This is a genomic window from Cryobacterium sp. M25 (assembly GCF_002929635.1).
In the GTDB taxonomy this organism is placed as follows: Bacteria; Actinomycetota; Actinomycetes; order Actinomycetales; family Microbacteriaceae; genus Cryobacterium; species Cryobacterium sandaracinum.
The window spans coordinates 18035-39609 of sequence record NZ_PJJU01000054.1 but is presented as its reverse complement, the minus strand read 5'-3'; the positions used below and the strand labels follow the sequence as shown (position 1 = coordinate 39609).

The following is a 21575-nucleotide window of genomic DNA, read 5'->3' as shown; positions in this document are numbered from 1 at the left end:
CCGTGTACCCGCTGATCTTCTCGCTGTTCCTGACCCGCCTCGACCCCGAACGAGCCCACCACCTCGCCTTCACCGTGATCCGGGCGCTGCCCGCGTTCGGTGTCGGCCGGGTCGTGCACCGCTTCACGCGCCCGCGTACCGACCTCGGTGTCCAAACCCTGGGTCTGCGATTCCAGTCGCCGTTCGGCGTGGCCGCCGGCTTCGACAAAGACGGTGAAGCCGTGCTCGGGCTCGGCCAGCTCGGGTTCGGGCACGTGGAGGTCGGCACCATCACCGCCGTTCCTCAGCCCGGCAACCCGAAACCGCGCCTGTTCCGCCTGATCCCCGACCGCGCGGTCGTCAACCGGATGGGCTTCAACAACGCCGGTGCCCGCGCCGCCCGGGTGCGCCTCGCGCACGTTCGCTCCGCTGCCGGTCGCCCGGTCCTTGGCATCAACATCGGCAAGAGCCGCGTCACCGCGGTCGAGGACGCCACCGCCGACTACCTGGTCAGCGCCGCGCTGCTCGCGCCCCTGGCCGACTATCTCGTCGTGAACGTCAGCTCGCCCAACACGCCCGGGCTACGCGGACTGCAGGAACTCGACCGGCTCGCCCCGCTGCTTCGGGCGGTCAAGATCGAGGCCGGCGCCACGCCCCTGCTGGTAAAAATCGCCCCCGACCTCGCCGATGCTGAAGTGACCCGAATCTCCGAACTCGTGGTGGAGCTGGGTCTCGACGGCATCATCGCCACGAACACCACGACTTCCCGCGCCGGACTGAAAACGGATGCCGCGACCGTCGAGGCTGCCGGCGCCGGCGGTCTCTCCGGTGCCCCGCTCCAGGCGCGGTCCCTGGCCGTGCTGCGCGTGATCCGGGCCGCTGTGCCCCGCGAGCTGTGCGTGATCTCGGTCGGCGGCGTGGAGACCGCGGAACACGTGGCCGAGCGCCTCGCCGCGGGCGCGACGCTCGTTCAGGGCTACACCGGGTTCCTCTATCGAGGGCCGCTCTGGGCTCGCCAGATCAACCGTGGCCTCGACCGCATCCTCGCCGCAGAACTGTAGAGAACTGAGACAGGCCGTCGAGCCCGCAACACGCCGTCGCGCCTAGATCAGACCGCGGTCCGCGAGCTGCCGGGCCACGGCCGAGCCGTCCGGCCCGTACACCCAGCGGGGATCGCGGGGCGCGGGCGCGGCATCCTTCGCCCGGCGACCGGCCAGAACTGCCTGGCTGGGGGAGAGCTGGCGGATCGCGACGGCCTCGACATTGTCGGGGAAGTCTCGCTGGAACTCGCTGTAGATGGCCTCATCGTGCTGGCCGTCGTCGCCGAACAGGATCCAGCGGATCTCCGGGAATTCCTGGGCCAGACGGCGCAGGTTGGCCCTCTTGTGGTCCTGACCGCTCCGGAACCAGCGGTCGTGGGTCGGACCCCAGTCGGTGAGCAGGAGAGCCCCCGACGGGTACAGGTTGCGGTTCAGGAACCGGGTCAGGGTCGGGGCGACGTTCCAGGCCCCGGTCGACAGGTAGATCATCGGGGCACCCTCGTTGACCGCGGCGAGGCGGTCGAGGAGGACCGCCATGCCCGGCGTGGGAACTCGGGCGTGCTCGTCGAGCACGAAGGTGTTCCAGGCGGCGAGCAGCGGGCGGGGAAGGGTGGTCACCATGACCGTGTCATCGACGTCGGACAGGATCCCGCGGCGTACCGTCGGGGCCACGATGAAGAGCGGGGCCTCGACCGGCGCGGCCGTGTCGTCGGTGTGCAGCCGGGCCATCTGCCAGCCCGGGGTGAGCGTGACCGGAATGACGGTGTCGACCACGCCCCCGCGGTCGGCCTGCACCCGGTGGGAGAAACCGTTGATCTCGATGGTCACCGTCACATCGTTGACCGGAACGCTCGTGAAGCTGTGCCAGCCGCGAATTCCGGCCTCGCGGCGGTCGGCGTGCCAGTGGCGGTGTGCCAGCTTGGAGCCGGGCTTGGCCGGTTTGGCCAGAAGCACCCGGCACAGGATGCGCACCCACTCGGTCGAGCCGTAGCCGGCATAGGGGATGACCGTGGGCAGGTAGCCGCGTTTGCGGGCGTGGCGTTCGCGCTTGAAGTGCAGCCAGTCCTCGATGCGGGCTGCGCGATGCATCATCTTCGCTGGCGTGCCCGTGGGCGGGATTCGAGGATATGTCGGCACGTCCCTAGTCTGGCATGCGCACGACGCTACCCGGCATCGAAGTCGGGTCGCCCGGAGAGCCGAGGGTTATTCCTGCCCAATCGGGCGAGACACGCTGTCACGTCACAACGAGGGGGACATTGCCGCCTAGTATTAGTGACTTAGTCTCAAGGAGGACAAGTGTCACTCAGTGACCTTTTTGGTGGGGATCCTTTTGTGCCGGCCCAGCAGGCCCGCACCGAGCCGATCCAACAGCGCAGCACGGCACGACTGTCCGGTCTGCTCGACGCCGCCGCCGTCGTCGTGGACGAGGTCGGCTTCGACCGCATCACGACCGCGATGGTGGCCGAGCGCGCGGGCGCGTCGATCGGGACCGTGTACCGGTACTACCCCGATCGCGTCGCGGTGCTGCAGGCTCTGCGAGAGCGCGCGGTGCTGCGATTCCGGAGCCGAGTTGCGGAGCAGCTGAAGACGAACGCTCCCCAGGGCTGGTGGCAGGCCGTCGACGTGGCCATCACGGCCTTCGTCGACCTGTACCGCTCTGAGCCGGGGTTTCGCATCATGCATTTCGACGACCGGCAGGGTGTGCCTGTCGTCGAAGACCCCGACACGGGTTACTTCGCCCGCCGGGTGGCCGGCATGCTGGTCGAGGAGTTCGGCCTCGAGGGCGGCGACGAACTGATCTTCCGGCTTGAGGTCGCCGTTGAGATGGGCGACTCGATTCTGTCGCGGGCGTTCCGCTCCGACCCGCAGGGCGATGAGCGGTTCATCGAAGAGTGCCGCGTGGTCACGCATGACTACCTCGCCGGATACTACGGGCCGAGCGTTCGCTAGGAATTCCGCGATCCGGTTGGCTCGCGGCGCCGTGCGATGGTTGGGTGGTGTACGTGCCTCCCGTGTTGTGTCGACTTCGGTCGAGAAATGAGCCATTTCCATGATCGAGTTCCGCTCGGTGAGCAAGCAGTTCCCGGACGGCACACTCGCCGTCGACGATTTTAGCCTGACCCTCCCGTCGCGCCAGACGACGGTGCTCGTCGGCTCCTCCGGCTCGGGCAAGACCACCCTGCTGCGCATGATCAACCGGATGGTCGACCCGAGCAGCGGCACGATCGAGATCGACGGGGCCGACATCGCCCAGCTCGAGCCGGTGCCGCTGCGGCGCGGCATCGGCTATGTGATGCAGAACTCCGGCCTGCTCCCGCACCGCACGGTGATCGACAACGTCGCGACTGTTCCGCTGCTGCGCGGGGTGCCGAGAAAGAAGGCCCGCGCCGAGGCCCTCACCCTGCTCGACACGGTGGGCCTGGACCAGACCCTGGCGGACCGGTACCCCAGCCAGCTCTCCGGCGGGCAGCAGCAGCGGGTCGGGGTGGCGCGCGGGCTCGCGGTCAACCCAAACATTCTGCTGATGGACGAGCCGTTCGGCGCCGTCGACCCGATCGTGAGGGCCGAGCTACAGCAAGAACTGATCCGGCTGCAGAGCGAGCTCGGCAAAACGGTCGTGTTCGTCACCCACGATATCGAGGAGGCGTTCCTCCTCGGTGACCAGGTCGTCATCCTGCGTGACGGCGGACGGATCGCCCAGGTGGGGGCGCCGACCGAGATCCTGGCGAACCCGGCCGACGACTTCGTGGCCAGCTTCGTCGGAGCGGATCGCGGCAAGCGTGCCCTGCATCTGGAACGCCGCGGCGACTCCGACCTGCTGCTCGACAGTGAGGGCCGCCTGGCCGGTGTGCTCGTGGAGCCGGGGCAGACCGCGCACTCCCCGCATCCCCAGGCTCCGCGGTGACCTGGATCTGGTCGAATCTCGACCTGCTGTGGGATCGCACCCTGGACCACCTGATTCTCAGCGTGCCGCCGATCCTTCTCAGCTTTCTGATCGCCGTGCCGCTGGGCTGGCTCGCGAACCGGTACCGTGCCGGCCGCGGCGTGATCCTGACGGCCAGTGGGCTGCTCTACGCCATCCCGTCGCTGCCGCTGTTTTTCGTGATCCCGGCCATCGTCGGCACCAGCCTTCGCTCGCCGCTCAACCTGGTCATCGCCCTGACGATCTACGGCGTCGCGCTGATGGTACGCGTGGTGGCCGACGGGCTGGCATCCGTGGACAAGGATGTACGCCAGTCCGCTGTCGCCGTGGGGTATTCCGGCTGGAGCATCTTCTGGCAGGTTGAGCTGCCGCTGGCCGGGCCGGTGCTCCTGGCCGGCCTGCGGGTCGTGGCCGTCAGCACGGTCAGCCTCGCCACGGTGGGGGCCGTGATCGGCTCGCAGAGCCTCGGCAGCCTGTTCACGGATGGCTTCCAGCGCGGTATCCAGGCCGAAATCATCGCCGGGATCGTGCTGACCGTGGCGCTGGCGCTGCTGCTGGACGGCGCCCTCGTGCTGCTCGGGCGGGTTCTGCTGCCCTGGACCCGCCTGGCGGCGACCGACCGGAGGGCCGTCCGGGTCGCCCGGATCACGGAGGCATCCGCATGAACCTGTTCGTTGACGCGGTGAACTGGATCCTCGACCCGGCCAATTTCGCCGGGCCGGGCGGCATTCCGGCGCGGACGATCGAACACTTGGTGTTCACCCTCGTGACGGTCCTGATGGCCTCCGTGATCGCGATTCCGGTCGGTTTCCTGATCGGGCATACGGGTCGGGGACGCAGCCTCGCTGTAGCCACCGCCGGCGGGCTGCGGGCCATTCCGACCCTCGGCCTGTTGACACTGGTCGCGCTGTGGGTCGGGATTGGGCTCGGTGCGCCGTACGTCGCGCTCACGGTCCTGGCGATCCCGCCGATCCTCGCGGGCGCCTACGCCGGGTTCGAGGCCATTGACCGGTCCGTCATCGACTCCGCCCGGTCGGTCGGGATGTCGGAGAGCCAGATCGTGGGCACGGTCGAGATCCCGTTGGGGTTGCCGCTGCTGATCGCGGGCATCCGTTCGGCCACCCTGCAGGTCGTCGCCACGGCGACCCTGGCTGCCTACGTGGCAGATGTCGGCCTCGGCCGGTTCCTGTTCGCCGGGTTGAAAACCCGCGACTACGCGGAGATGCTGGGCGGGTCACTGCTCGTGATCCTGCTCGCCCTCGTCCTCGAGGGAATATTCACTGCTGTTCAGCGACTTGTCGTTCCCAGAGGCGTCGCGTCCGGACGTCCCCCAGTCGACCGTGCCAGGTCAGCCCGACCTGTCCCGGGGATGGATCCCGCCATCACGAAAGGAACCCACTAATGTTTACAGCTCACAGAGGCCGGCTCGCGGCGGTCGCCGCGGTCGCGGTTGGGGCCGTCGTAGCCCTTGCAGGGTGTGCGTCCGGTGACCCGCTGGACAGCGGAACTAAAGCCGACGAGGGGTCCACCACCCTGGTCGTCGGTTCGCAGGATTACTACTCGAACGAGATCATCGCCGAAATCTACGCCCTGGCGTTGGAGGGGAACGGCTTCACGGTCGACCGCCAGTTCAAGATCGGCCAGCGCGAGGTCTACCTGCCCGAGATCGAATCCGGTGCCATCGACGTCTTCCCCGAGTACAGCGGCAGCCTGCTGCAGGCCCTGAATGCAGATGCCGCCGGCGGCACCGCCGACGAGACCTACGCGCAGCTGCAGGACGAGCTGCCCGAGGGGCTGAGCGTGCTCGACATGGCCTCGGCCACGGACCAGAACTCCTGGACCGTCACGCAGGCCTTCGCCGACAAGTACAGCCTGACCGACATCGCGTCGCTCGCCGATGTCACCGAGCCGATCACCGTCGGCGGACCGTCCGAACTCCAGACCCGCCCCTACGGACCGACGACCCTGACGGAGAAGTACGGCATTCCCATCGCCGGCTTCACGCCCATTGAGGATGGTGGTGGCCCGCTCACGATCAAGGCTCTCGTCGACAACGACATTCAGATCACGAACGTCTACACGGCCAGCCCGAACATCAAGTCGGACAGCCTCGTCCCCCTCGACGACCCGGACGGCCTGTTCTTCGCGGACAACGTCGTGCCCGTCGTGTCCGACAAGGTCGGCGGGAAGGCCGCCGACGTGCTCAACGCCGTCAGTGCCGCTCTGACCGCCGAGGACCTGGTGGGCCTCAACTCCGAGAGCGTGAACGACCAGCTCTCGGCCGAGAAGATCGCGGCCGCTTGGCTCGAACAGGCGAACCTCTTCTAGGCACCAGCTGACTCAGGCGCTGCCTGACCAATTCGACGGAGATTCTGAGCCTACGGGCCGGTTTTGGAGCAAAACAGGCTCTGGGGCCGAGAATCTCCGTCGAATTCGTTAGGGGCGGGGGCAGGGGCAGAGGTAGGCCCGGGCTGGGGCTGGGGCTGGGGCTGGAGCTGGGGCTGGGGCAGGGGCTGGGGCAGGCGCGTGCTCAGGCAGGCGCGTGCTCAGGTAGGCCCGGGCTCAGGCGAGGGACAGGAGCAGCGTCGGCAGCAGCAGGAGTGCGGCGGCGCCGGCTGCAACGAAAAGCACGGCGGAGGGCGTCAGCGGCGCCGGCGGGGTGATCAGGCGGCGAACGCGGGGTGTCACCAGGTCGAACGGATGGTCCGGGCCGTCGGCGAGTTCGACATCCGTTCCCAGCGGGACCACCTGGTGTGCCGACCCGACCAGTGCGATCGCGGTGGCCAACGTGCGGTCGTCGACCACCCGCCGGGCCTGGTCGTCGGCGAGCATCTCGACCAGCAGGGCGACCGCGTTCTCGGCGCGGTTCGCGATCGGGAACCACGGCAATGCGCTGTGCCAGGACTTGAAGGCGAGCAGCACGAGGTGGTGCTGCTGCAACAGGTGGGCGCGCTCGTGTGCGATCACCGCGCGCAATTGGTCGGCATTCAGCAATTGCAGAAGGCCGCGGGAAAGCACGGTCGCCGACCGGGTCGCGCCTGGCAGGCAGTACGCGACCGGCGCGTCGTGTTCGATCACACGGGTGCCGGAATGGCTCGGCAGAGGGTCGCTGAGCAGTCCGATCAGGTGCCGGTGCCTGCGGTGCTGGCGCCCCGCGCGGGAGAAGGTCGCGGCGAGGTTGAGCAGCAGATGGCTGCCGAGGATCAGCGCCGCGCACAGCAGGAGTACCGAGCCGAACGACGTGCCGGCCGGCAATGTGCCGGTGACGAGATGGCCCGCCAGCGAGCGGATGCCCTCGAACAGGTTCTCGCCGAACGGGATCAACCCGAAGCTGAGCAGCGAGCCGATCATCGAGAGCCCGCCGGCCAGGGCGATGGCCTGCCACAACACCAGGGCGACCGCGGGGGAACGGGCCGGCCAGCCGGCGGTGGCAAGCCAGATCGGGACCGGACCGGCGAGCAGCACGGCCACGATCATGAGCGCTACGGCCGTGACGAACACGACTCGACCGCTCTGACGTTTGCTGCCTGATGCGGCAACTGGAGCGGGGACTGGATGCCGGTCACTCGCGAACGAGAGGTGCCGTGCCGAGGAGCAGGCGCAGAACGTCGGCCTCCTGCGGGGTGACGTCCCCGATGAACCGGGCGAGGGCCGCCTGCCGGTCGGGAGCAGAGCCGAGCACCTCGTGCATCAGCTCCGCGGTATGTTCCGCCCGGGTCGCCACAGCCCGGTAGCGGTGCGGCCGGGTGTCTCGGTCGCGGGTGACGAAGCCCTTGGTCTCGAGGCGGGAGAGCACCGTGAGCACGGTCGTGGTGGCGAGTGGTTTGCGCCTAGCGGTGGCGGTCGTCGGGGTGAGTAGCCGATCCCGGAGATCGTTGGCAGGCAGAGACTCCTCGGCTTCCCACAAAACATCCATCAGCAGTCGTTCCAGCTCTCCCAAACTCCCCATATTGGGGAGTCTAGCGGGCGGCAATCAACTCTTCTACGTCTCGTAGAATAGTAATGTTCTACGCAGTGTAGAAAACCCGAAGCCGCTGGAGGGCGCATGAACGAGTGGCTGGATCCGTTACTCCTGTCGAGATGGCAATTCGGTCTTACCACCGTTTATCACTTCCTCTTCGTTCCGCTCACGATCGGGTTGGCGTTCACAGTCGCGCTCTTCCAGACCGCCTGGGTGCGCACCGACAAGGCCAAGTACCTCGAGCTGACCCACTTCTTCGGCAAGATCTTCCTGATCAACTTCGCCATGGGCGTCGTTACCGGAATCGTGCAGGAGTTCCAGTTCGGAATGAACTGGTCGGACTACTCCCGCTTCGTCGGTGACGTCTTCGGCGCCCCGCTCGCCTTCGAGGGCATCATCGCCTTCTTCCTGGAGGCCACGTTCATCGGACTGTGGATCTTCGGTTGGGACAAGCTGCCCCGCGGCCTGCACCTCGCCACCATCTGGCTGACCACGGCCGGCTCGATCGCCTCGGCGTACTTCATCCTCGCGGCGAACGCGTTCATGCAGAACCCGATCGCGTTCCGCATCAACGAGGAGCGCGGCCGGGCCGAGCTCACCAGTATTGGCGAGCTTTTGACCAACCCGATCGCCCTGGCCTCCTTCCCGCACACGATCTTCGCCTGCTTCATGGTGTCGTCAGGCCTCGTCATCTCGGTGGCCGCCTGGCACCTGCTGCGCAAGCAGCACGAGGAATCCATGCGTCCCGCACTCAAGTTGGGCATGTGGATGATGGTTGTCTCCGGTGCGGTCACCACCTTCTTCGGCGACTCGCTGAGCCTCGCCATGACGGCCGCCCAGCCCATGAAGATGGCCGCCGCCGAGGCGATGTACAAGACGTCGACGGGCGCCGACGCATCCTTCTCGATCTTCACCCTCGGTACTCCCGACGGCGTGAGCGAACTGTTCTCGATCCGCATCCCGTACCTGCTGTCGTTCCTGTCGACCCACACCCTCAACGGCACGGTCGAAGGCATCGACAACCTGCAGGCGCAGTATGTGAGCCTGTACGGCCCCGGCGACTACACCCCGACCATCTGGATCACCTACTGGGCCTTCCGCTGGATGATCGGTCTCGGCATCGCCCATATCCTGGTTGCCGTCGTCGGCCTCTGGCTCACCCGCGGCGGGTGCAGCCCGCAGGCCACCTGGGTCTGGAAGATCGCCATCTGGAGCTTCCCCTTCTCGCTGCTCGCCATGAGCGTCGGCTGGATCTTCACCGAGATGGGGCGGCAGCCCTGGCTCGTGTTCGGGCTCCTGCGCACCCAGGACGGCGTATCACCCAACGTCAGCGGCCTCGAGATCCTGATCTCGCTGATCGCCTTCACGCTGATCTACGGTGCCCTCGCGGTCGTCGAATTCAAACTGATCCTGCAGGCCGTGCGGAAGGGACCTGCCCCGCCGGCGGAACCCGACCCGGTTTCCGGCAAGGTCAAGCCACAGGTCACGGTCTACTAGGAGCGCATGATGGATCTCAACATTCTCTGGTTCTGGATCATCGCCGCGCTCTTCATCGGCTACTTCGTGCTCGACGGCTTCGACTTCGGCGTCGGCATGTCGCTGCCCTTCCTGGGCACGGACGATCTCGACCGCCGGGTCATCATCAACACCATCGGGCCGGTCTGGGACCTCAACGAAACCTGGCTGATCGTGGCCGGCGCAGCACTCTTCGCCGCCTTCCCGGAGTGGTACGCCACCCTGTTCAGCGGGTTCTACCTGGCCCTGCTGGTGATCCTTCTCGCCCTCATCCTGCGCGGGGTGTCATTTGAGTACCGGCACCAACGCCCGGAAGCAACCTGGAAGAAACGCTTCGACCTCATGATCGTGATCGGGTCTGCCGTTCCCGCCCTGCTCTGGGGCGTCGCCTTCTCCAACATCGTGCGGGGCGTGGCACTGGACGCCAACCACAACTACATCGGCTCCTTCTTCGACCTGCTCAATCCCTACGCCCTCCTCGGCGGGCTCACCACGCTGCTCCTGTTCTTCACCCACGGCGTGGTCTTCATCTCCCTGAAGACCGAGGGGGACATCCGTCAGCGCGCTCAGAGGCTAGCCGTCAAGGCCGGGGTGGCCACCATCGTGGTGGCCGCCTCGTTCCTGGTCTGGACCACCCTCGCCTTCGGCAGCCTGGCCACCGGTGCCTTCGCCGCCCTCGCCGCGGTTGCCCTGATCGGGGCGTTCCTGGCGAACCTGCGGGGCGCCGAAGGCTGGGCCTTCACGCTGATGGCCGCGACGATCGCCCTCGCGGTGCTGACGCTCTTCGCGTCCCTGTTCCCCGACGTGATGCCGGCGAGCAACGATGCAGCCAACAGCCTGACCATCGAGAACGCCTCCTCGACGCCGTACACACTGCAGGTGATGAGCTGGACCGCCCTGTTCGCCATGCCCGTCATCTTCTTGTACCAGGGCTGGACCTACTGGGTTCTGCGCAAGCGGGTCAGTCGCACGACCGTCTCGGCCCACGTAGAGTCCGCCGTACACTAAACGGAATGCGCCCCTTCGATCCTCGGCTCCTCCGCTACGCGTCCGCCGCCCGGTGGTTCCTGTCGGTGGGTGCCCTGCTCGGACTGGCGCAGACTGTCACGGTCATCGCGTTCTCCTGGCTGCTGAGCCAGAGCATCACCCTCGCGTTGACGGGGGCCTCTCAGGATTCGCTGGCCTTCACCACGGCCGCCCTTGCGAGCGTGATCGTGGTGCGGGCCGCGCTGGTGTGGCTCCTCGAGGTGGCCGCCACCCGCGGAGCAGCCCAAGTCAAGAGCCAGCTGCGCCGCCAGGTTCTCGACCGCGTCGCCGAGCGCGGCCCGGATTGGCTCAGCGGCCGGGCCAGTGTGGGCGTCTCCACCCTGGCCACCCAGGGGCTGGACGCGCTGGACAACTACTTCGCCCGCTACCTGCCCCAGCTCTTGCTGGCGGCGATCAGCACGCCCCTGCTGATCTTGGTGATGCTCTGGCAGGACCTGCCCAGCGGCATCACAGTCATCGCAGTGCTGCCATTCATCCCCGTCTTCATGGTGCTGATCGGCCAGGCCACCCAGTCCGTGCAGCGGCAGCAGTGGGAGTCCCTGCAGCGGCTGTCGACGGGGTTCCTCGACCTCGTCGGCGGGCTCGGCACGCTCAAAATCTACGGTCGGGAGCGACGCCAGTTCGCCCGGGTGCGCACCATCACCGAGGACTACCGCGGCCGCACCATGAAGGTGCTGCGGGTCTCCTTCCTCAGCGGGTTCGTGCTCGAACTGGCGGCCAGCCTGTCGGTGGCCCTTGTTGCCGTCTCCATCGGGCTGCGCCTGGTTGACGGAAGCCTCGCACTCGGCGTCGGCCTGTTCGTGCTGCTGCTGGCCCCGGAGGCTTTTCTCCCCGTGCGGCAGGTCGGCGCCCAGTTCCACGCCGCGGCCGACGGTCTGGCGGCGGCCGAGGAGGTCTTCGCCATTCTCGACGACGATGCCGGGCCCCGGGCCGCGGCGACCCCGGCTGCCTCGACTGCCCCGTCTGGCGCGCGCACCGGAGCAGGCCCCGCGGATACCGGCATGCTCCGGTTCGAGCACGTCACGATCCGGCGGGGCACGAATGCCCCCGTGCGCGATTTCAACGCCGTGTTCCGACCCGGCGAACTCACCGTGGTCGTGGGTCCGAGCGGCGCTGGAAAGTCCACGCTGGTGGCCGCCCTGCAGGGATTCGTCCCCTTCGACGGGCGGATCCTGCTGAACGGTGCGGAGCAGACCCCGGGCACACTTCGCCCGTGGCTGGCGTGGGCCGGGCAACGGCCGGGACTGTTCCAGGGAACGATCGCCGACAATCTCGCGCTCGGTGACGCGTCCGTAGATCGGGACACCGTGGCCCGGTCGCTGGAGTGCGCCGGAGCGGGCGATCTGGAGCCGGCCACCATGCTCGGCATCGCCGGCGAGGGACTCTCCGGCGGACAGGCCCAGCGGGTCGCAGCGGCCCGCGCCATCTACCGCGCCGAGAGCCACGACTGCGCCGTGGTCGTTCTCGACGAGCCCAGTTCCGCGCTGGACGAGGCGGCGGAGGCTTCCCTCGTCGCCGGCCTGCGCCGGCTCACGACCGAGGGGCGGATCGTGATCGTGGTCAGCCACCGGCCTGCCCTGCGGGACGCCGCCGACCAGATCGTTGCCCTGAACGAGGTGGCCCATGTCTGATTCCAGACCCAGCGCGAGCGGGAGCGCGAGCAGGATCGCCGGCCCCCGGCCGACCGGCCGGGCCGAGGTGCGCGCCGTGCTGCGCCTGGCCCAGCCGCCTGCCCGCCGGTTCGCCCCCGGCCTGGCCGCGGGCGTGCTGAGCGCGGTCTTCGCGGTGGCCCTCCTGGCGTCGTCGGCGTGGCTGATCACCCGAGCCGCCGAGCAACCGCCGGTCATGTTCCTCTCGATGGCGGTCGTCGGGGTGCGTGCGTTCGCCCTCGGCCGGTCTGCGTTCCGCTACCTCGAGCGTCTGGCCAGCCACGACGCCGCATTCCGCCAGCTGGCTGACCTGCGCGTGGGCATCTTCTCCCGGATCCTGCCGCTCTCCCCGGCCGGCCTCGGAGGCATGAGCCGCGGCGACCTGCTCAGTCGCCTCGTGCGCGACGTCGACGACCTGCAGGACTTCCCGCTCCGGGTGGTGCAGCCTCTGGCCACGGCGGGGATCCTCTTGAGCGTGAGCGTGGTCGGGGTCTGGCTGGTTCTCCCCGCCGCCGGTGTCACGCTGGCGCTGACGCTCCTCGTTGCCGGTCTGCTCGCCACCGTCACCTCCAGCGCGCTGTCCGCCCGGTCGGAGCGCCAGCTTGCACCCCTCCGCGGAGCCCTCGCCGGCGAGGTGCTCGAGATGGTGGAGAACCTCGACGTGCTGAGCGCCTTCGGGGCCCTCGATGCCCGCCTGGCCACCCTTGCGGCGGCCGACGACCGGCTGCGCCGGGCCTCCCTGCGCCGGTCGCTGGGCGTGGGCGTGCAGGGAGCCGTGCTGTCACTGTTCGCGGGTCTGGCGACGGTCGCCGCGCTCCGGGTCGGCATTCCGGCCCTCTCCGGGCCGGCTGGCCTCAGCGGACCGGGCTTCGTCGTGGTCGTGCTCGTGCCCATGGCGGTGTTCGAGGTGTTCGGAATGATCCCGCTCGCGCTCGGCGTCTGGCGCCAGGTGCGCTCCAGCGCCGCGCGGGTGGCGACGGCGGTGCCGACCAGCGTCCCCGCGGAGATCCCGGCGGAGTCGGTAACCGCGCCGACGGATGCGCCGGCGGATGCGATGTCCACCACGAGCGTCAGCGCCCACCCGGTGCTCGAACTCACCGACGTGGGTGCCCGCTGGCCCGGTTCCGTTACCCCGGCGGTCACGGGCATCACCCTGCGCCTGGCGCCGGGGGACCGCGTGCACCTGGCAGGGCCGAGCGGCGCCGGCAAGACCACCCTGGCCCAGACCCTGGTGCGCTTCCTCGACTACACGGGCTCGTACCGGCTCGACGGCGTCGAGGCGCGCACGCTGGCCCCGGCCGAGGTGCGCCGCCGGGTGGGACTGTGCGAACAGCGTCCCTGGCTCTTCGACGACAGCATCCGTCAGAACCTGCTCTTCGCCCGCACGACGGCCACCGACGACGACCTCGAGGCCGTGCTCGCCCGGGTCGGACTGGGGGAGTGGGCCGCCCAGCGTGGGGGCCTCGACGCCCGGGTCGGCGAGCGGGGTGCCCTGGTCTCCGGCGGTCAGGCCCAGCGCATCGCGCTGGCGCGGGCGTTGCTGGCGGATTTCCCGGTGCTCATCGTCGACGAACCCACTGCCAACGTCGATGAGGCGCAGGGCGACGTGCTCGTGCGGGACATCCTGGTCACGGCGGCGGAGGACGGCCGTGCGGTGCTGCTCATCTCACACACGCCGGTGCCGGACGACCTGATCACCGCGAGGGTCGTCGTGCCCGGACCTGCCCGCTGAACCCGACAGCCGAACGAGGGGTCGCCCGACCGAGCGTGCGGTCAGACGACCGGAGGCTCCGGCTGTTCCATGTGTCGCTCCTCGCGGCGGTGCAGCCAGCGTTTGACCAGGAACACGAGCAGCACGAAGACCGCGATCGCGCCGACGAAGAGGTATCCGGCGAAGTGGAGCCGGTCGGAGAGCTCGCGGTAGCCTTCGGCGGCGGCCGAACCGATCGACACGTAGGCCACCGCCCAGATCACGCAGGCCGGCACGGTCCACTTCATGAAGGTGCGATAGGGCATCGGGCTCATCCCCACGGTCAGCGGGATCAGCGAGTGCAGCACGGGCAGGAACCGCGACAGGAACACGGCGATGCCGCCGCGCCGCGCCAGGTAGATCTCGGCCCGGGCCCAGTTGCGTTCCCCGAGCCGGCGCCCGAGGCGGCTCATCCGGATCCACGGCCCGAAGTGGCGGCCGAGCGCGAAGCCGATGCTCTCGCCGATCAGGGCTCCGACGATCACCGCGGCGACGAGCCCCAGGAACTCGGCCGTGTTGCTCACCGCGGTGCTCGCCACGATCACGATGGAATCGCCCGGCACGACCAGGCCGACGAGAACGGATGTCTCCAGCAGCATGCCGAGTCCGGCTAGGAGGGTGCGCAGCACCGGATCCACGCTGGAAACCGTATCCAGGATCCAGCTGAGGATATCGTTCACGACCCACAGCCTAAGCCGTGCACCCGCAGCGGGGCTGGGGACCTGCCCTTGCCCCGCGACTGGGGGATACGCTAGCGTCGCTGCAGGGCCGCTCAAGGACGACCGGCCCACGTTCGATCCAGTCTGAGGGACCCTCATGAAACAGAATCGGAATATTCGTCTCGCCGCCATCGGCACGGCCGTGGCCCTGTCGGTCAGCGTCGGGCTACCCGCCTACGCCGATAACGGAACGGACACCGGCGCGCTGCGCGAAGCCGTTACGGCAGCCGGAATCATCGACCACCTGGAGAAGCTCCAGGAGATCGCGGACGCCAACGGCGGCACGCGTGCGTCCGGCACGCCGGGGTACGAGGCATCCGCCGTCTACGTCGAAGAGCGGCTCAAGGCCGCGGGCTACACGCCGATCCGTCAGGCCTACTCCTATGAGCAGTTCGTGCTGAACGCGGAGTCGTTCGCGCAGTTCACGCCCACCCCCACCACCTACGCCGGCGGCACCGACTTTGCCACGATGAGCTACTCCGGCTCCGGCACGGTCTCGGCGGCGGTACAGGCGGTCGACATCAACCTGGTCGGCGACCGGGCCTCGACCAGCGGCTGTGAAGCCGCGGACTTCGCGGGCTTCACGGCCGGGAACGTCGCCCTGATCCAACGCGGCACCTGCACCTTCCGGGTCAAGGCCGACAATGCGATCGCGGCCGGCGCCGCCGGCGTGATCATCTTCAACCAGGGCAACGCCGATGACCGCCTCGGTATCGTCAACGGCACTCTGGACGCCCCGCAGACCGCCGTTCCGGTCATCGGAACGACCTTCGCGCTCGGCGCGGCTCTGGCCGGGCAGCCTGCCCCGACCGTGCGGTTGGCCGTGGATGCTGAGGTCACCGTCACTGAATCCTTCAACATCCTGGCCGATTCGGCCGGTCGCGCGGATCGCACGGTCGTGGCCGGAGCGCACCTCGACTCCGTCGCCGAGGGCGCGGGAATCAACGACAACGGCAGCGGCAGCGCCGCCATCCTGGAAACCGCCATCCAGCTCGCCGCCTCCGGCAACGCACCCACCAACCGGGTGCGGTTCGCGTTTTGGGGCAGCGAGGAGGATGGACTGGTCGGTTCCGAGTACTACGTGTCGCAGCTGACGAAACGCCAGATCAAGGCGCATGCCGTCAACCTGAACTTCGACATGGTCGCGTCGCCGAACTTTGCGCGCTTCGTCTACGACGGTGACGGCTCGTCCTTCGGCACCACCGGCCCGAACGGGTCGGCGCTGGTCGAGAAGGTCTTCCTGGACTACTTCGCCTCGCAGGGGCTGGCCGTAGAACCCACCGAGTTCGACGGTCGGTCCGACTACTTCGGGTTCATCGAGAACGGCATTCCCGCCGGCGGGCTCTTCACCGGTGCGGAAGACCTGATGACGGAGGCCGAGGCGGTCACCTACGGCGGCGTCGCCGGCGCACCGTACGATGCCTGCTACCACGCCGCATGCGACGACATCACGAACATCAATGCGGAGGTGCTGGAGCAGATGGCCGATGCCATCGCCCACACGACGATGACGTTCGGTGAGACCACCTCCGCGGTCAACGGCACGACCAGGGGCGGCGGCTCCGGCTCGACGGGGCTCCAGTTCAAGGGCAGCCTCGCTGTGAAGTAGCCACGCTGCAGCACCTGACGGAGAAAGGTGGGGACGCCGCCCGCGGGCGGCGTCCCCACTGCGTCCCCGGTGGGGTCGTTGGTGCGGTCACGGCACCCAGATGAGTGGGTCCGAACGAATTCGACGGAGATTTTGCCCGGATCGGGCGCAGACACACGGGAAAAGCCGTTTTTCCGGAGAATCTCCGTCGAATTCGTTCGAGACACGGCACCGAGTTCGGCAAGCGTGCGGCCGGGGTAGCAGATCGATGCACTCCGGGGAGAATCAGGGCACCTAGGCTGGGAGTGTGACCGGGCCGACTCAGAGCATCCTCCTACCCGAGTGGTGGGATCCGGCCCGCGTCTTCGACACCCTCTACCGCAACAGCCCGTACGCGTTCTGGTTGGATGCGGGCAACGGCGCCGAAACCGGCCTCAGCTATCTTGGGTCTGCGTCGCGCGGGTCCCGGTTCGTCACCGCCTCGGTGCCGGAGGGGACCGTGACGGTCTCGGTCGCCGGCGATCCGTCCGTGCCGGGCCACCTCTCACCCGGGACGATCTTCGAGTTCCTGCGCGCGGAGCCGCCCGGCTTCCACGACGATGCCACCGACGATACCGGCACCGACGATACCGGCGGCTTTCGGCTGGGCTGGGTGGGCTGGCTCGGATACGAACTCGGCGCCCAGACCCTCGGCACGCCCGTGCACGACTCCCACTACCCGGATGCCGCCCTGCTCGAGGTGCACCAAGTGCTGGTGTTCGATCACGCGGCACGCACGGTCAGGGCGCTCGCTCGCCGCGCTTCCGGCGACGCGACGGATGCCCCGCAGGTGTGGGCCGATGCCGTGCTCAAGGCTCTCGCCGCGTCGGAGCCGCCGCCCGCAGCATCCGCGACCCGGCCGGTCACGTGGCCTGTCGGCCCCGCTGCCGGCCCCGTTGCCGCTGCCGGCGCAGCCCGGTGGCGGCACGACGTGCACCGCTACGCCGAGCTGATCGAGGAATGCCAGGCGTTCATCCGGGCCGGTGACGCCTACCAGCTCTGCCTCACCAACGAGATCCTGGTCGACGTGCGGCCGCATCCGGTCGACGCCTACCTGGCGTTGCGCGCCGGCAGCCCCAGCCACCACGGCGGGCTGCTGCGTTTCGGGGACACTGCCCTGCTCAGCGCCTCCCCGGAACAGTTCCTGACCGTGACCCCGGGCGGCCTGATCACCACGAAGCCGATCAAGGGCACCCGGGCACGCTCCCGGATGGCCGACCGGGACCGCGAGCTCCGCGACGAGCTCGAGGGCAGCGACAAAGAGCGCGCCGAGAACCTGATGATCGTCGACCTGATGCGCAACGACCTCGGCCGGATCGCCGAGCTCGGCAGCGTGCAGGTCACGAACTTGCTCGCCGTGGAGAGTTACGCGCACGTGCACCAGCTGGTCAGCACGGTCGAGGCGCGCCTGGCCGCGGGGCTGACCGGGGTGGATGCCGTTGCGTCCTGCTTCCCCGCCGGGTCCATGACCGGGGCACCCAAGATCAGTGCAATGACCATCCTCGACGCCCTCGAGTGCGGACCGCGCGGGCTCTACGCCGGGGCCTTCGGCTATCTGGGGCGAAACGGCGCGGTCGACCTGGCCATGGTCATCCGCAGCATCGTGCTCAGCCCGGACGGGGCCTCCATCGGCACGGGCGGCGGCATCACGGCGCTGTCCGATCCGCTGGAGGAGATCGAGGAAACCCGGCTGAAAGCGGCGGCGCTCCTGGCCGTCCTCGGCGTTCCTCGATCCGGCGCCGCCACGGGCCAGGGCCAGGTTTAGTAACCTAAGAGCTTGGACGCCGCCTCCGCGCGGCCCTGTGCCTGCTGGCGCAATCCCCACTGCAACGAAGAGAGTCACGTGGCACACGAGTACGACCACACCCGCACCGGCCAGGACAGCGAAGAAAAAGTTTACGATTTCGCCGCCATCCAGGCGAAGTGGCAGCCGATCTGGGAAGAGCTCGACCCCTTCCGCACGAACGATCCCGACGACGTTCGTCCGCGCAAGTACGTACTCGACATGTTCCCGTATCCCTCCGGCGACCTGCACATGGGCCACGCCGAGGTCTACGCGCTCGGCGACATCGTCGCCCGGTACTGGCGTCAGCAGGGCTTCAACGTGCTACACCCCATCGGCTGGGACTCCTTCGGGCTGCCCGCGGAGAACGCCGCGATCAAGCGCGGCATCGACCCGCGCGGCTGGACCTATGACAACATTGCGCAGCAGAAGAAGAGCATGAAGCTCTACGCGGCATCCTTCGACTGGTCCCGCGAGCTGCACACCAGCGACCCCGAATACTACAAGTGGAACCAGTGGCTGTTCCTGCAGCTGTACAAGAAGGGCCTCGCCTACCGCAAGGACAGCTGGGTGAACTGGGACCCGGTAGACCAAACCGTCCTCGCCAACGAGCAGGTGCTCGCCGACGGCACCTCGGAGCGCAGCGGCGCCGTGGTGGTCAAGAAAAAGCTTACCCAGTGGTACTTCAAGATCACCGACTATGCGGACCGCCTGCTCGACGACCTGAACCAGCTCGAGGGCACCTGGCCGGCGAAGGTGCTGAACATGCAGCGCAACTGGATCGGCCGCTCCATCGGCGCCGACGTGGACTTCGTGATCGAAGGCCGCGAGGAGCGCATCAGCGTCTTCACGACCCGCCCCGACACCCTCTACGGCGCGACCTTCATGGTCGTCGCCCCCGACGCGGACCTCGCCGTCGAGCTGGTCGCGGATGCCTCGCCCACCGTCAAGGAACGGTTCCAGGAATACCTGGTACAGGTTCAGAACAGCACCGAGATCGAGCGTCAGGCCACCGACCGGGAGAAGACCGGCGTGTTCCTCGAGCGCTACGCGGTCAACCCGGCCAACGGCGAACGCCTGCCGATCTGGGCCGCGGACTACGTGCTCGCCGACTACGGCCACGGTGCCGTGATGGCGGTGCCGGCCCACGACCAGCGCGACCTCGACTTCGCCCGCCGTTTCGACCTGCCCGTGGTCGTGGTCGTCGACACGACCGCCGCGGTCACCGGCATGATCCCCGTGATCACGCAGGACATGATCGACGGCACCGAGGAGCTCACCTCCCTCGACCCGGCTCGCACTGGCATCGCTATGACCGGGGAAGGCCGCCTGATCAACTCGGGCGCGCTCAACGGCCTTAGCAAGAACACCGCGATCAAGCGCATGATCGAGCAGTTGGCCGTCGACGGTACCGGCCGCGCCGCCAAGAACTACCGTCTGCGTGACTGGCTCATCTCCCGTCAGCGCTATTGGGGCACGCCGATTCCGATCATCCACGGCCAGGACGGCGCCGAGATCCCCGTGCCGGAAGACCAGCTTCCCGTGTTGCTGCCGCCCACCGACGGCCTCGACCTCAAGCCCAAGGGCACGTCGCCGCTGGGCGGCGCGGCCGACTGGGTCAACGTGCCCAACCCGATCGACGGCACCCCCGCACGCCGCGACGCGGACACCATGGACACCTTCGTCGACAGCTCCTGGTACTTCCTGCGCTTCCTGAACCCCACCGACGACACGAAGGCGTTCGACCCGAAGGAAGCCGAGAAGTGGGCGCCCGTCGACCAGTATGTCGGTGGCGTCGAGCACGCCATCCTGCACCTGCTCTACGCGCGCTTCATGACCAAGGTGCTTTTCGACCTCGGCTATGTCAGCTTCACCGAGCCGTTCACGGCTCTGCTGAACCAGGGCATGGTCATCCTTGACGGGGCCAAGATGTCCAAGAGCAAGGGCAACCTGGTCTACTTCACCGAGGAGGTCGACCAGTTCGGTGTCGACGCGGTACGGCTCACCATGGCTTTCGCCGGACCGCCGGAAGACGATATCGACTGGGCGGATGTCTCGCCGGTCGGCTCCGCCAAGTTTCTGGCCCGCGCCTGGCGCGTCGCCCGCGACGTCACGAGTACGCCCGACATCGATTGGAGGTCCGGCGACGCCGGTCTCCGCCGGGTCACCCACCGCTTCCTGGCCGATGCGCCCGGCCTGGTCGAATCGTTCAAGTTCAACGTGGTCGTCGCCCGACTGATGGAACTCGTCAACGCCACCCGCAAGGTGATCGACACCGGCGTCGGCCCCGCGGATGCCGCGGTACGCGAGGCCGCGGAGGTCACCGCCATGGTGCTCAACCTGTTTGCTCCGTACGCGGCCGAGGACATGTGGCAGCTCCTCGGCCATGAGCCGTGTGTCGCCCTCGTGCAGTGGCGCAAGGCCGACCGAACCCTGCTCGTGGAGGAGTCGGTCACGGCCGTCGTACAGGTCGACGGCAAGGTGCGCGACCGCATCGAGGTGTCCCCGAAGATCGCCGGCGACGAGCTGGAACGCCTCGCACGTACCTCGGCCGAGGTCATCCGCCGGATCGGTGACCGCGAGATCAAGAACGTGATCGTGCGCGCGCCGAAACTCGTCAGCATCGTCACCCGCGGCCAGTAGCACCGCCTGCCTCGCCTCCCCAGGGCGGCACCTCGCGGCGCCGCCCACAGGGTGCGGCCGTCCGCTGGGGGACCGGCACCCGTCGGCCTAGCCTGCCGGGATGGAGCCTGACCCGGTAATCAAGGCACTCGACCGCCTGGCCCCGAGCGCGCAGGGGCGCGCCCCGGCGCGCGTGCGCATCGGAGTGGGCGCAGCCGTCGTGCTGTTGATATTGGCGTTGGCCACCGCGGTAATCGTGTCCGCGCTCGGTCAGCAGGCCGGGCACCAGGTGGTGTCCCCGGCGCAGCCGACCGCGGGTTCGGGTTCCGGTGGAGCCGACAGCGGCCCGGCCCCGAGTTCCTCGGGGGCAGCCTCGGCATCCGGTGCCCTCATCTTCGTTCATGTGCTCGGCGCCGTGCGGCGTCCCGGACTCTTCGAACTCTCCACCGGCGCCCGGGTGATGGATGCCGTGGCCGCCGCCGGCGGGCTGACCGAGACCGCCGATCCGGCCGGCACCAATCTCGCTCGCAAGCTCAGCGACGGCGAGCAGCTCTACCTGCCCCAGCTCGGCGAAGTCCCCGCGGGACCGCCGCCGGGCAGCGGTGCATCCCTCGGCGGCGCATCCGACCCAGGTGGCGGCGGCCCGGCGGTCCTGGTCAACCTCAATACGGCCAGCCTGGCCCACCTCGACACCCTGCCGCGCATCGGCCCGGCCATGGCCCAGCGCATTCTGGATTTCCGCGACGCCAACGGGCCGTTCGCGGCCGTCGAGGACCTGCGCAATGTCACCGGTATCGGTGAGAAGACGTTCGAGGGGCTCAGAGCCCTGATCACCGTGTGAGAGTGGCCGTGAACGGAGGGTGCCTGAAGTCCTGACGCATCGATGCGGCGAGCGTATCCGGTGCTTGACGGAGGGTGCTCGGATCGAGCCGGTGACCGCACCTGGCCTGCACTCGATGG

General features: G+C 68.5%; 18 protein-coding genes. 14 read left to right on the top strand and 4 right to left on the bottom strand.

Translation table 11 applies throughout. The features are described from left to right. The first annotated feature begins 2 nt into the window (after positions 1-2). Positions 3-1040 (top strand): quinone-dependent dihydroorotate dehydrogenase, encoded by a 1038-nt coding sequence (locus CXY81_RS10325; protein WP_104194782.1) that lies wholly within the window; start codon positions 3-5, stop codon positions 1038-1040. A gap of 42 nt (positions 1041-1082) precedes the next feature. Here the strand turns inward: CXY81_RS10325 and CXY81_RS10320 are convergent, their stop codons facing one another. Next, positions 1083-2111: an App1 family protein gene (locus CXY81_RS10320; RefSeq protein WP_233194124.1), complete on the bottom strand. Its 1029-nt coding sequence runs from the start codon at positions 2109-2111 to the stop codon at positions 1083-1085. A gap of 204 nt (positions 2112-2315) precedes the next feature. Between CXY81_RS10320 and CXY81_RS10315 the strand changes: the two genes are divergently transcribed. From CXY81_RS10315 to CXY81_RS10295, 5 genes are all read left to right on the top strand, one after another. Then, entirely contained in the window at positions 2316-2969 is a 654-nt protein-coding gene (locus CXY81_RS10315; protein WP_104171251.1) for a TetR/AcrR family transcriptional regulator, read from the top strand. A 100-nt stretch (positions 2970-3069) separates the two neighbouring features. Beyond that, entirely contained in the window at positions 3070-3924 is an 855-nt protein-coding gene (locus tag CXY81_RS10310; protein ID WP_104171250.1) for an ABC transporter ATP-binding protein, read from the top strand. Further along, positions 3921-4607, top strand: a complete 687-nt coding sequence (locus tag CXY81_RS10305) for an ABC transporter permease (protein ID WP_104171249.1) — start codon at positions 3921-3923, stop codon at positions 4605-4607. Before CXY81_RS10310 ends, CXY81_RS10305 begins: the two co-directional genes overlap by 4 nt. After that, the gene (locus tag CXY81_RS10300; RefSeq protein ID WP_104171248.1) at positions 4604-5344 is read left to right on the top strand and encodes an ABC transporter permease; all 741 of its coding nucleotides are present in this window, start codon (positions 4604-4606) and stop codon (positions 5342-5344) included. Before CXY81_RS10305 ends, CXY81_RS10300 begins: the two co-directional genes overlap by 4 nt. After that, positions 5344-6270 carry an ABC transporter substrate-binding protein gene (locus CXY81_RS10295; protein WP_104171247.1) on the top strand — a complete coding sequence of 309 codons (927 nt, stop codon included), beginning with the start codon at positions 5344-5346 and terminating at the stop codon, positions 6268-6270. The genes CXY81_RS10300 and CXY81_RS10295 overlap by 1 nt, the downstream gene beginning before the upstream one ends. A gap of 234 nt (positions 6271-6504) precedes the next feature. Here CXY81_RS10295 and CXY81_RS10290 read toward each other — a convergent pair whose 3' ends face one another. After that, the gene (locus CXY81_RS10290) at positions 6505-7443 is read right to left on the bottom strand and encodes a M56 family metallopeptidase (RefSeq protein WP_104194781.1); all 939 of its coding nucleotides are present in this window, start codon (positions 7441-7443) and stop codon (positions 6505-6507) included. 61 nt (positions 7444-7504) lie between these two features. Further along, positions 7505-7891, bottom strand: coding sequence for a BlaI/MecI/CopY family transcriptional regulator (locus CXY81_RS10285; RefSeq protein ID WP_104194780.1), 387 nt, complete (start codon positions 7889-7891; stop codon positions 7505-7507). Positions 7892-7987: 96 nt separating this feature from the next. Here CXY81_RS10285 and CXY81_RS10280 point away from each other — a divergent pair, with 96 nt between their 5' ends. The 4 genes from CXY81_RS10280 to cydC are packed head-to-tail and all read left to right on the top strand — an operon-like array spanning position 7988 to position 13846. Then, on the top strand, positions 7988-9400 hold the full coding sequence (locus tag CXY81_RS10280; protein ID WP_104194779.1) for a cytochrome ubiquinol oxidase subunit I: 1413 nt from the start codon (positions 7988-7990) through the stop codon (positions 9398-9400). Positions 9401-9409: 9 nt separating this feature from the next. Next, positions 9410-10426 carry a cytochrome d ubiquinol oxidase subunit II gene (gene cydB / locus CXY81_RS10275; RefSeq protein ID WP_104169213.1) on the top strand — a complete coding sequence of 339 codons (1017 nt, stop codon included), beginning with the start codon at positions 9410-9412 and terminating at the stop codon, positions 10424-10426. Between the two features lie 5 nt (positions 10427-10431). Then, the gene (gene cydD, locus CXY81_RS10270) at positions 10432-12096 is read left to right on the top strand and encodes a thiol reductant ABC exporter subunit CydD (protein ID WP_104194778.1); all 1665 of its coding nucleotides are present in this window, start codon (positions 10432-10434) and stop codon (positions 12094-12096) included. Continuing rightward, the gene (gene cydC, locus CXY81_RS10265) at positions 12089-13846 is read left to right on the top strand and encodes a thiol reductant ABC exporter subunit CydC (protein WP_104194777.1); all 1758 of its coding nucleotides are present in this window, start codon (positions 12089-12091) and stop codon (positions 13844-13846) included. Before cydD ends, cydC begins: the two co-directional genes overlap by 8 nt. 41 nt (positions 13847-13887) lie before the next feature. On the opposite strand, the gene CXY81_RS10260 is transcribed toward cydC, so the two are convergent. Then, positions 13888-14544: a DedA family protein gene (locus CXY81_RS10260; protein WP_104169211.1), complete on the bottom strand. Its 657-nt coding sequence runs from the start codon at positions 14542-14544 to the stop codon at positions 13888-13890. 136 nt (positions 14545-14680) lie between these two features. Here CXY81_RS10260 and CXY81_RS10255 point away from each other — a divergent pair, with 136 nt between their 5' ends. The 4 genes from CXY81_RS10255 to CXY81_RS10240 all read left to right on the top strand — a co-directional run bounded on the left by CXY81_RS10255 (position 14681) and on the right by CXY81_RS10240 (position 21456). Beyond that, complete coding sequence (locus CXY81_RS10255) at positions 14681-16192, top strand: M20/M25/M40 family metallo-hydrolase (protein WP_104194776.1); 1512 nt, start codon at positions 14681-14683, stop codon at positions 16190-16192. Positions 16193-16478: 286 nt separating this feature from the next. Continuing rightward, the gene (locus tag CXY81_RS10250; RefSeq protein WP_104194775.1) at positions 16479-17975 is read left to right on the top strand and encodes an anthranilate synthase component I family protein; all 1497 of its coding nucleotides are present in this window, start codon (positions 16479-16481) and stop codon (positions 17973-17975) included. 78 nt (positions 17976-18053) lie between these two features. Then, complete coding sequence (gene leuS / locus CXY81_RS10245) at positions 18054-20636, top strand: leucine--tRNA ligase (protein WP_104194774.1); 2583 nt, start codon at positions 18054-18056, stop codon at positions 20634-20636. A 100-nt stretch (positions 20637-20736) separates the two neighbouring features. Then, positions 20737-21456, top strand: coding sequence for a helix-hairpin-helix domain-containing protein (locus tag CXY81_RS10240; RefSeq protein ID WP_104194773.1), 720 nt, complete (start codon positions 20737-20739; stop codon positions 21454-21456). Positions 21457-21575 lie beyond the last annotated feature (119 nt).

Coding starts and splice junctions, on each gene's coding strand:
- cydB (WP_104169213.1), top strand. CDS start 9,410: ATGGATCTCAACATTCTCTGGTTCTGGATCATCGCCGCGCTCTTCATC.
- cydD (WP_104194778.1), top strand. CDS start 10,432: ATGCGCCCCTTCGATCCTCGGCTCCTCCGCTACGCGTCCGCCGCCCGG.
- CXY81_RS10310 (WP_104171250.1), top strand. CDS start 3,070: ATGATCGAGTTCCGCTCGGTGAGCAAGCAGTTCCCGGACGGCACACTC.
- CXY81_RS10300 (WP_104171248.1), top strand. CDS start 4,604: ATGAACCTGTTCGTTGACGCGGTGAACTGGATCCTCGACCCGGCCAAT.
- CXY81_RS10295 (WP_104171247.1), top strand. CDS start 5,344: ATGTTTACAGCTCACAGAGGCCGGCTCGCGGCGGTCGCCGCGGTCGCG.
- CXY81_RS10320 (WP_233194124.1), bottom strand. CDS start 2,111: ATGATGCATCGCGCAGCCCGCATCGAGGACTGGCTGCACTTCAAGCGC.
- CXY81_RS10280 (WP_104194779.1), top strand. CDS start 7,988: ATGAACGAGTGGCTGGATCCGTTACTCCTGTCGAGATGGCAATTCGGT.
- cydC (WP_104194777.1), top strand. CDS start 12,089: ATGTCTGATTCCAGACCCAGCGCGAGCGGGAGCGCGAGCAGGATCGCC.
- CXY81_RS10285 (WP_104194780.1), bottom strand. CDS start 7,891: ATGGGGAGTTTGGGAGAGCTGGAACGACTGCTGATGGATGTTTTGTGG.
- CXY81_RS10240 (WP_104194773.1), top strand. CDS start 20,737: ATGGAGCCTGACCCGGTAATCAAGGCACTCGACCGCCTGGCCCCGAGC.
- CXY81_RS10255 (WP_104194776.1), top strand. CDS start 14,681: ATGAAACAGAATCGGAATATTCGTCTCGCCGCCATCGGCACGGCCGTG.